Source organism: bacterium, assembly GCA_040753555.1.
GTDB lineage: Bacteria > UBA9089 > UBA9088 > UBA9088 > UBA9088 > JBFLYE01.
The window spans coordinates 1-8,510 of the sequence record JBFMDZ010000092.1; the positions used below are offsets into that span (position 1 = coordinate 1).

Sequence of the window (8,510 nt, forward strand, 5' to 3'; positions counted from 1 at the left end):
GTTTCCCTAATTGAAATTTCTTTTTTCCTAATGTTCTAAATCTATTAACCTTCATATTGTTTAAAGCACCTCCAAAATATTTAGGGACGCCTAAGTTTATTCAAAAGAAAAGAAAAGATGGCGTCCCTTTCTTTAATATCGGCAGATTTGGTATTTTTCTTAAATATTTCTTTTCTTTTTGTTTTTTTAACAATAATCCATTTTATCTTATTGTTTATATAGATTTGTAAAAAGTTGGGGAAGTTCTGAAAAGAAATCTTTACAATCGCTGACTGGAAATATTATCCTATAATTAAGAAATGAGGCTTTTTTTCCTTACAATATTTGGCATTGCATTTGGCTACCTTGAAGCAATTGTTGTTGTCTATATAAGGAGGATATTGCCAGGCGATGCCTGGTCGCATATTCACAGCATAGATGCTGTTTCTAATTTTCTTATTAAGCACAAAATGTTATTCATAGAGCAAACAAGAGAGGTATCAACAATTGTTATTTTATTGACCATTGCCATAATGGCAGGGGTAAGGATTAAAGAAAGAATTGCCTATTTCTTATGGGTCTTTGGAATCTGGGATATATTTTATTACATTTTTCTCTATATCTGGCTTAAGTGGCCAAGGTCTATCTTTGATTTTGACATTCTGTTTCTTATACCTTCTCCCTGGATTGCACCCTGTATTCTTCCCATTGGGTGTTCTATCCTCTTTCTCTGGACAGCCCTTCTTTTGTTAAAGCATTAAAATTTAAAATTAGGTCTTTTATCTCTTCTAAAAATAAGGCTTCTGCCTTTTTTTGGGCTTGAGAAATAGCAGATACAATAAGGTCAGCAAGCATTGCAACATCCTTTTCTAACCCTTTTTCTATCTTTATATCCAAAACATCCTTCATTCCATTGCAGGTAACCTCAACCATTCCTCCGCCAGATTGGCCATTTACCCTTTTCTCTTTTAGCCTTGTTAAAAGTTCATCCCTTAAGGATTCAATCTTTCCAATATTCCTTACTAAAGAAAAAATGTCTATCATTTTATCTCCACAGCATCAAATATTTCAGAGGCAAGCTCAACAATATCCCTTTCAGGAATTACAATTTCCATTTTTCTCTTAAAAAGCTCATTTAAAACATCTTCAATAACCCTTTTATTCTCTGCCTTTTCTATAATTCTTCTATGTGTATTTGCCGTTTCTTTAAATTTTAAAATAAGCTTGTTTTCCTCTTCTTCAATAGACTCTATCTCTTGTAAGGGGTTTTTAAGAAGGGGGTTTTTCTTGGAAACCATCTCCAAAACCTCATTCCACCTTCCCAATACATCATCATTTTGACCCTCTGACCCTCTGACCCTCTGACCCTCTGACTCCTGAATAAGCTTTATTATAGCCAGTTCAAGGAGAAGCTCTGCGTCGTCTGGTAGCCTCCTTATCCTTTCTTGTGTCTCACAAAAGACATCTCCTACCTTTATTAACCATTCTATATCACCATTACAAGAAGCGGACTCAACAATAAAACCCTTCAGGGAATCTAAAAGCCCTTTTATTATCATATCAGGAGTAAATCCTTCGTCTATCATCCCTTTTACAAAGGAGATTGCCTCTTTATCTTTATTTTTTATCATTTCAATCAATGAAACAATTACCTCCTCTTTGCAGATTCCCAAAAGGCTCCTTATATCATCACAATTTGCATCCTCTTTGTATAAAATAACCTGATCAAGGATAGATTCTGCATCCCTTAGACTTCCATCAGAGATGGAGGATATAAGAGAGATTGCATCTTTATCTATTTTAAAACCCTCTTTTTCTACTATAGAAAACAGGGCTTCATTTATCATAACCCTTTCTATCTTTCTAAATTCAAACATCTGTGTCCTTGAGGATATTGTCTTTGGAACCTTTTGAACATCTGTTGTTGCAAAGATAAAGATTACATGAGCAGGTGGCTCCTCAAGGGTTTTTAATAGGGCATTGAATGCCTCTGTGGTTAGCATATGAACCTCATCAATAATGTAGACCTTGAACCTTCCACCAATAGGCTTATAGCTTACACTTTCCCTTAATTCCCTTATCTGGTCAATCCCCCTATTTGAAGCACCGTCAATCTCAATAACATCTAAAGAGAAGCTCTCATCAATCTCAAGACAGGAAGAGCATTTGCAACAACAAATTGGTGTTGGTCCCTCTTTGCAATTTAGAGATTTTGCCAAAATCCTTGCAATAGATGTCTTTCCTGTTCCTCTGGGTCCAAAGAAAAGGTATGCCGGGTTTATTCTGCTTTGGAAAATAGCGTTCTTTAAGGTTGTAACAATATGGCTTTGCCCTATAACGCTGTCAAAACTCTTTGGCCTATATTTCCTTGCTAAAGAAAGATACATCTTATTCTTCAGAGCCAGATGGAGGGATTTTTCCCAAAAGATAGAGGCATAAACATAAGATAAATATAACAAGAGCAAATACACCAATCTTTGCTAATTGATAAGATAAAGGAATTTCCTCAAACCCTATGGACATCTTTGCCTCAACAAGAACCATTCCCCTGATGCTTGATATTATCCCAACAAAGATAAATGGCTTTAGGGTAAAAGGAAGCTTTTTAAAATACCTTAAAACATCCCAGAGGATTTCCATAATAAGGAGGACAAACAATGCATCTCCTACCATTTCAAGGATGGAAGTGATATTTAAAGAAAAAGCCTTTATAAAAGCCTGATAGAGAAAGGCAAAGGCAGCAAAGACAAGAATAAAGGCAACGCTAATATGAACAATGTCATCTATTAAGAGAAAAATCCTTCTTATTCTTTTCATACCATCTCTCCCTTTGGATATGAACCCAAGACCTTTAAATAATTGCAAAGATTATTAAGTCCTTCTATTGCTATTTTTACCTTTTCATCCTGGATATGACCTTCAAAATCAATAAAAAACATATATTCCCAAGGTTTTATCTTTGATGGACGGGATTCTATCTTTGTAAGGTTTATCCCCTCCTCTGCAAATGGCATAAGCATATCATGTAATGCACCTGGCCTATCTTTTACAGAAAATAAAATTGATGTTTTATCCTGTCCTGTTGCATTACCATATTCCCTTCCAATAACAACAAACCTTGTTGTATTTGAAACAAAATCTTCTATTTGTCCTTTAAGGATATTGAGACAATAGATTTCTCCTGCCCACTTATTTCCAATGGCTGCAGAGCATTTTTCATCTACTACCCTTTTTGCAGCAGATGCTGTGGATGACATATCAATAAGCTCTACACCAGGCATGTTTTCGGAAAGGAATTTTCTACATTGGGCAAATGCAGAGGGATGGCTATATACCCTTTTAATCTTTAAAATACTATCTTCTTTAGAAAGTAGGCAATGGGATATTTTAAGGTATATCTCATCACAGATTACAACATCTGAGGAAATAAACATATCAAGGGTATTAGAAACAATACCCTCTATTGAGTTTTCAATTGGGACAACGCCATAATCTGCCCCTTTTTTAAGAACCTCCATAAATACATCTGATATTTCATTAAAACCAATATATTTATTTGACGCTCCAAACCTTTGTTCTGCAGCCTGGTGGGTAAATGTTCCAGCTGGGCCTAAATATGCTATTGTTGGCTCTCCTTGAAGATGCAAAGAAACAGAGAATATCTCTCTATAGATTGCAGAAATTGCCTCTTTTGAAAGGAGTTTTCTATTTTTTATGAGCCTTTCTAAAACCTCCCTTTCCCTATCTATATGCAAAAGGGAAAGGTTTTCCTCTCTTTTTAGCTTTCCTATCTCTTTTGCAATAGAAATTCTCTCCTCAAGCATCTCTAATATCTTGCCATCTATTTGGTCTATCCTTTTTCTTAATTCATTCATCTTCATTTTATAAAATTATTTAAGGGCTTTTTTCCCATCTTCTTAAGCCTATGGTTTAATGCAGCAATCTCTGCAATAACAGACATATTCCTTCCTGGTCCAACAGGAATAAGCATCTTTGGAACAGAAACATCTAAAATTTTCATTGGTTTTTCGCTAGGTTCAACCCTATCATATTCCTTTTTATCATCCCAAATCTCAAGATGTAAGATAAGCTCTATCTCCTTTTTTTCACATATAGCAGAGAATCCAAAAAGCTCTTGAACATTAATAATTCCAAGCCCCCTTATCTCTATATGGTTTGCGGTTTTCGGTGGTGCTTCTCCTATCAATGTATTTCCTATTCTTTTTATTAAAACACCATCGTCTGCAATAAGCCTGTGCCCCCTTTCAATAAGCTCTAATGCACATTCAGATTTTCCAACAGAGTGCTTTCCTGTTAATAAAACACCGACACCATAGATATCAACAAGGGTTCCATATTGATGTGTGGATTCGGTAAATTTTTCTTCCAAATAAAGGGTAAGATTTGTTGTTAGCTTTCCTGTTGGAACAGGCGTTGAGATAATAGGGATATTATGTGAATTTGATAATTCAATAAGCTCATCTGGGACAGGTTGACCCCAATCAACAATAAAACAGGGAATTTCATATTGAAATATATTTTTTAAAATCCCCTCCCTTTCTTTTTTTGAAATATCGTGAAGGTATGAAATTTCTCCTTTTCCTAAAACCTGAATCCTCTGATAGCCAAAGTGCTTAAAGTATTTTATGAGGGCAAGACCGGGTCTATTGATATCAGCCTGTGTTATTAACCTTGAAAGCCCCTTTTGGCCTGCGATAACCTCAAATCTAAGGTCATCCTTTAAGTCATCTATAAGCTCTTTTATTGTTATTTCAGCCATCCCATCTACCACGGCCGATGGGAGTCGAACCCATAACCCTAAGATTCGAAGTCTTCCACTCTATCCAATTGAGCTACGGCCGCAAAAGAGTCAGCTCCAGACTCCTGACTTTTCATATTGATATCTTCTCTTTTCTGGAAAAGGAAATGTCAAAGACGGTTTTGCAAAGAAAAAGGGCAGAAAACATTGATGCAATAATTCCAATACTTAATGTAACAGCAAATCCTTTAATAGGACCTGTTCCAAAATAAAAAAGGATGAATGCAGTTATCAGGGTTGTTAGGTTTGAATCAAGAATAGTTAAAAATGCCCTTTTAAAACCAGCATCAATGGCATTTCTTACAGACCTTCCAGCCTTTAACTCCTCCTTTATCCTTTCAAAGATAAGGACATTTGCATCAACCGCCATACCAATGGTTAAAACAAGCCCAGCAATTCCAGGAAGTGTTAGGGTTGCAGAAAATCCAGCCAAAACACCAAGGATAACAGCAATTGTGTAGGAAACGCCAAGAACAGCAACAAGCCCTGAGAATTTATAATATAAAACCATAAATAAAACGACCATCAGCGCTCCAACAAGCCCGGCTAATAACCCTTTCTTTACAGCATCGTGGCCTAGGCTTGCCCCAACTGTCCTATTCTCAACAATATTAACAGGTGCGGGTAGGGTTCCTGCCCGCAACACAACAGCCAAATCCCTTGCATCATCCATTGTAAAATTTCCCGTAATTTGCCCCTTTCCATCTGGAATCCTTGACCTTATAACCGGTGCTGACTTTACCTTTCCATCCAGAATAATAGCAAGATTTTTATCAATATTTTCACCTGTTACCTTGGCAAATTTTCTTGCTCCAACTGGGTCTAGTGAAAATGAAATCCCTATGTTTGACCCCAAACCCATCTGGTCTGTCCTTGAAACCCAGGCATCATTTAAATGCTCACCTGTCATATCAGCCTTTTCCTTTACAAGATAATTATTTCCATCCTCGTCTTTTAAAATTTCCCATCCTGTTCTTGGACCCTTTTCAAGGGCTGTATTTAAATTAGCTTCATCAACAAGCTTAAACTCAAGGAGAGCTGTTTGTCCGACTATCTTCTTTGCCCTCTCAGGGTCATCAAGACCAGGAAGTTGAACAACAATCCTCTTGTTTTCACCTTGACCTTCAAGCTGGACAACAGGCTCTGCAACATGAAATTCATCAACCCTATTTCTTATTACCTCAAGTGCCCTTTCTGCTGCATCCTCTGCTTGCTTAGAAGAAAGCTTTGATGTATCAGGAACAAGAACAAGGTTCATCCCACCAATAAGGTCAAGCCCGAGCTTTAGCTTCTTAAGATAAAGATAGGCAATTGTCCCTCCAAAGATAAGAAGGATAAGAATTATCTTCCATACAACCTTTTTCTGCATATTTAAAAATTATACATTGTAAATTTACAATTTGCAATTTAAAATTTAGGGATGATTGGAGTTTTTATCTTCTTTGGCGTATTTCTTGTTTATCTTCTTACATCTTATCCAACAATTCCATTCCATGATGCAGGTGATATGGTTTCTGCAGGCTATCTTCTTGGAATACCACACCCTACAGGATACCCCCTATTTACAATTTTTGGAAAATTATTCATAAGCATTATCCCATTTGGAAACATTGCTTTTAGGATGAATGTTTTCTCTGCATTATTTGCATCATTGGCTGTAATGATGGTCTATTTTATTACATTAAAAGTGAGCACCAGAGCACCAGAATACCAGAACACCAGAACAATTCCAGCTATTGTTGCATCTTTGATTTTGGCTTTCTCTGCTACATTCTGGGAACAGGCTGTAATTGCCGAGAAATATACATTAAATGCCTTCTTTGCCACTTTAATTATTTTCGTCTTACTTAAATGGCAAGACAAAATCCGCAATCTGAAATCCGAAATCCGCAATCTCTATCTCTTTTCTTTTCTTCTGGGGCTTTCTTTCACCCACCATATGCAAACATCTTTTCTTATCCCAGGGGCTTTATTTTTTATATTGGCTATACTATGGAAAAATGGAAAGAAACCCAAAACTCAACGGCCCGGACTCCTGACTCAAGACTCAAGACTCAAGACTCTTTTAAAAATGACCATCCTCTTTATCCTCCCCTTATTTCTCTATCTTTCCCTTCCCATTCGCTCATCTGCCCATCCTTGGGTAAATTGGGGAGACCCTGATAGGCTAAATGGCTTTATTGATTACCTTACAGCCAAAGGATATGCCCATTATTTTGAGAAATCATCCATACTAGACCATTTTAAAAGGGGATTTTTACATTGGAAAAGCCATATTCCGAACCAATTCTTGCTTCTTTTTCTTCCAAGCATCATTGGATTTTTTCTTTTCTTTTTTAAAAAAAGAAACATCTTTATCTTCTTTCTCCTTATTCTCCTTGCAAACACTACACATTGCACACATTATAACATCCCAAATGTATGGGATTATTATATTCCAACCTATATCATTTTGAGCATCTCGCTTGGTTTTTTTCTTTCATTTATCGCTTCATTACACAGAATATTATCCATCATTCTTATTTTTTTTATTCTCCTTCCCCTGTACCCATTTTCAAAGAATATCACATCCCATAATAGAAGCAGGGATTATTCTTACTACGACGAAGGGATGGGCTATCTTAAGCCATTAAAGAAAAATGCCATATTCCTTACAAAGGGAGATATTTGCTTTGTCCTCTGGTATCTTCATTATGTTGAGAATGCAAGGTCTGATATATTCTTGATAAATGGGACATTTCTTCATACATTCTGGCTTATGGATGAAATAAACAAGCATCATCCAGAGCTTATATTTGATAGAACCCTACCCGATAAGAGGGTTTCGTCATTAGAGCTTGCAAATGTCCGATTTGAGAAATATAAAGAGATTATGGAGAAAAATTCTAAAACACATATCATTTATACGCCATTCTCTGATGAGATAACAAAGGGATTTAGGCTTATCCCAGAGGGATTTGTCCAGAGGGTAATAGGAAAAGAAATAAGCCAGGATGAATATATAAAAATGGTAAAAAATGCAAATTTTAATATATTTCCATATCAGGGAAGGTCAAAGGGGCTTATGAATAATGTAAAAAAGGGTTATATAAGCCAGGGTGTATTGCTCTCTGAGCTTTCTATGAATTCTGATGCCATTATTTCATTTAAAAATGCCCTAAATTTAGACCCAAAGGATAGTGAGACAAAGGTATCACTTTCAAAATGCTATTATAACCTTGCTTTAGGCTTTGACCAAAGGGGGCTATTTAATGATGCAGAAAATTATTATAAGAAGGCAATCAAGGTAGATAATAATATGATTGATGCACATTTCAACCTTGGGCTTCTCTATCATAAAAGACAAAATCCAAAAATGACAATTTATTATTGGAGCAATCTTTTAAAGGTAGACTCAAAAAACATAAAAACATTGGAAAATCTAGCAACCGTTTATTACAATACAGGAAATTTCAAGTCTGCAAAGGCTATATGCAAAAGGATTCTTACCATTCAATCAAATAATAACTTAGCAAACCAGATGCTTTTGGCAATAGGGGGGAGATAGATGATGTATTTCAAAGTATACCAAGTTTCAGTATAAAGACTCAACTTATGAGCAAAAAATAGAATTTTAAGAATGAAAAAACTAAAAACTTAAAACTAAAAGCGAAAAACCACAATTCAAAACTAAAAACTAAAAGATTAAAACTTAAAGACTATACCTAATCTA

Annotated in this window: 8 protein-coding genes and 1 tRNA gene; 2 read left to right on the forward strand and 7 right to left on the reverse strand. The window is 35.8% G+C overall.

Annotated elements, in window-relative coordinates; all coding sequences use genetic code 11:
* The first annotated feature begins 299 nt into the window (after positions 1–299).
* Positions 300–740, forward strand: coding sequence for a hypothetical protein (locus AB1630_08155; protein ID MEW6103765.1), 441 nt, complete (start codon positions 300–302; stop codon positions 738–740).
* Here the strand turns inward: AB1630_08155 and AB1630_08160 are convergent.
* The 7 genes from AB1630_08160 to secD form a co-directional block, all read right to left on the reverse strand.
* Entirely contained in the window at positions 697–1,023 is a 327-nt protein-coding gene (locus AB1630_08160) for a YbaB/EbfC family nucleoid-associated protein (protein ID MEW6103766.1), read from the reverse strand. The two genes, AB1630_08155 and AB1630_08160, sit on opposite strands and share 44 nt — an antisense overlap.
* A complete protein-coding gene (gene dnaX / locus AB1630_08165) occupies positions 1,020–2,366 on the reverse strand; it encodes a DNA polymerase III subunit gamma/tau (GenBank protein MEW6103767.1) in 1,347 nt (448 codons plus the stop codon). Before dnaX ends, AB1630_08160 begins: the two co-directional genes overlap by 4 nt.
* Before the next feature lies 1 nt (position 2,367).
* Positions 2,368–2,796 (reverse strand): phosphate-starvation-inducible PsiE family protein, encoded by a 429-nt coding sequence (locus tag AB1630_08170; GenBank protein MEW6103768.1) that lies wholly within the window; start codon positions 2,794–2,796, stop codon positions 2,368–2,370.
* Positions 2,793–3,860 carry a prephenate dehydratase gene (gene pheA / locus AB1630_08175; GenBank protein ID MEW6103769.1) on the reverse strand — a complete coding sequence of 356 codons (1,068 nt, stop codon included), beginning with the start codon at positions 3,858–3,860 and terminating at the stop codon, positions 2,793–2,795. The genes AB1630_08170 and pheA overlap by 4 nt, the downstream gene beginning before the upstream one ends.
* Positions 3,857–4,759 (reverse strand): HPr(Ser) kinase/phosphatase, encoded by a 903-nt coding sequence (gene hprK / locus AB1630_08180; GenBank protein ID MEW6103770.1) that lies wholly within the window; start codon positions 4,757–4,759, stop codon positions 3,857–3,859. Before hprK ends, pheA begins: the two co-directional genes overlap by 4 nt.
* 9 nt (positions 4,760–4,768) lie before the next feature.
* Positions 4,769–4,842 (reverse strand) — tRNA-Arg (locus AB1630_08185).
* 29 nt (positions 4,843–4,871) lie between these two features.
* Positions 4,872–6,167, reverse strand: a complete 1,296-nt coding sequence (gene secD / locus AB1630_08190; protein MEW6103771.1) for a protein translocase subunit SecD — start codon at positions 6,165–6,167, stop codon at positions 4,872–4,874.
* A 51-nt stretch (positions 6,168–6,218) separates the two neighbouring features.
* Between secD and AB1630_08195 the strand changes: the two genes are divergently transcribed.
* Positions 6,219–8,345, forward strand: coding sequence for a DUF2723 domain-containing protein (locus AB1630_08195; GenBank protein MEW6103772.1), 2,127 nt, complete (start codon positions 6,219–6,221; stop codon positions 8,343–8,345).
* Positions 8,346–8,510: the final 165 nt, after the last annotated feature.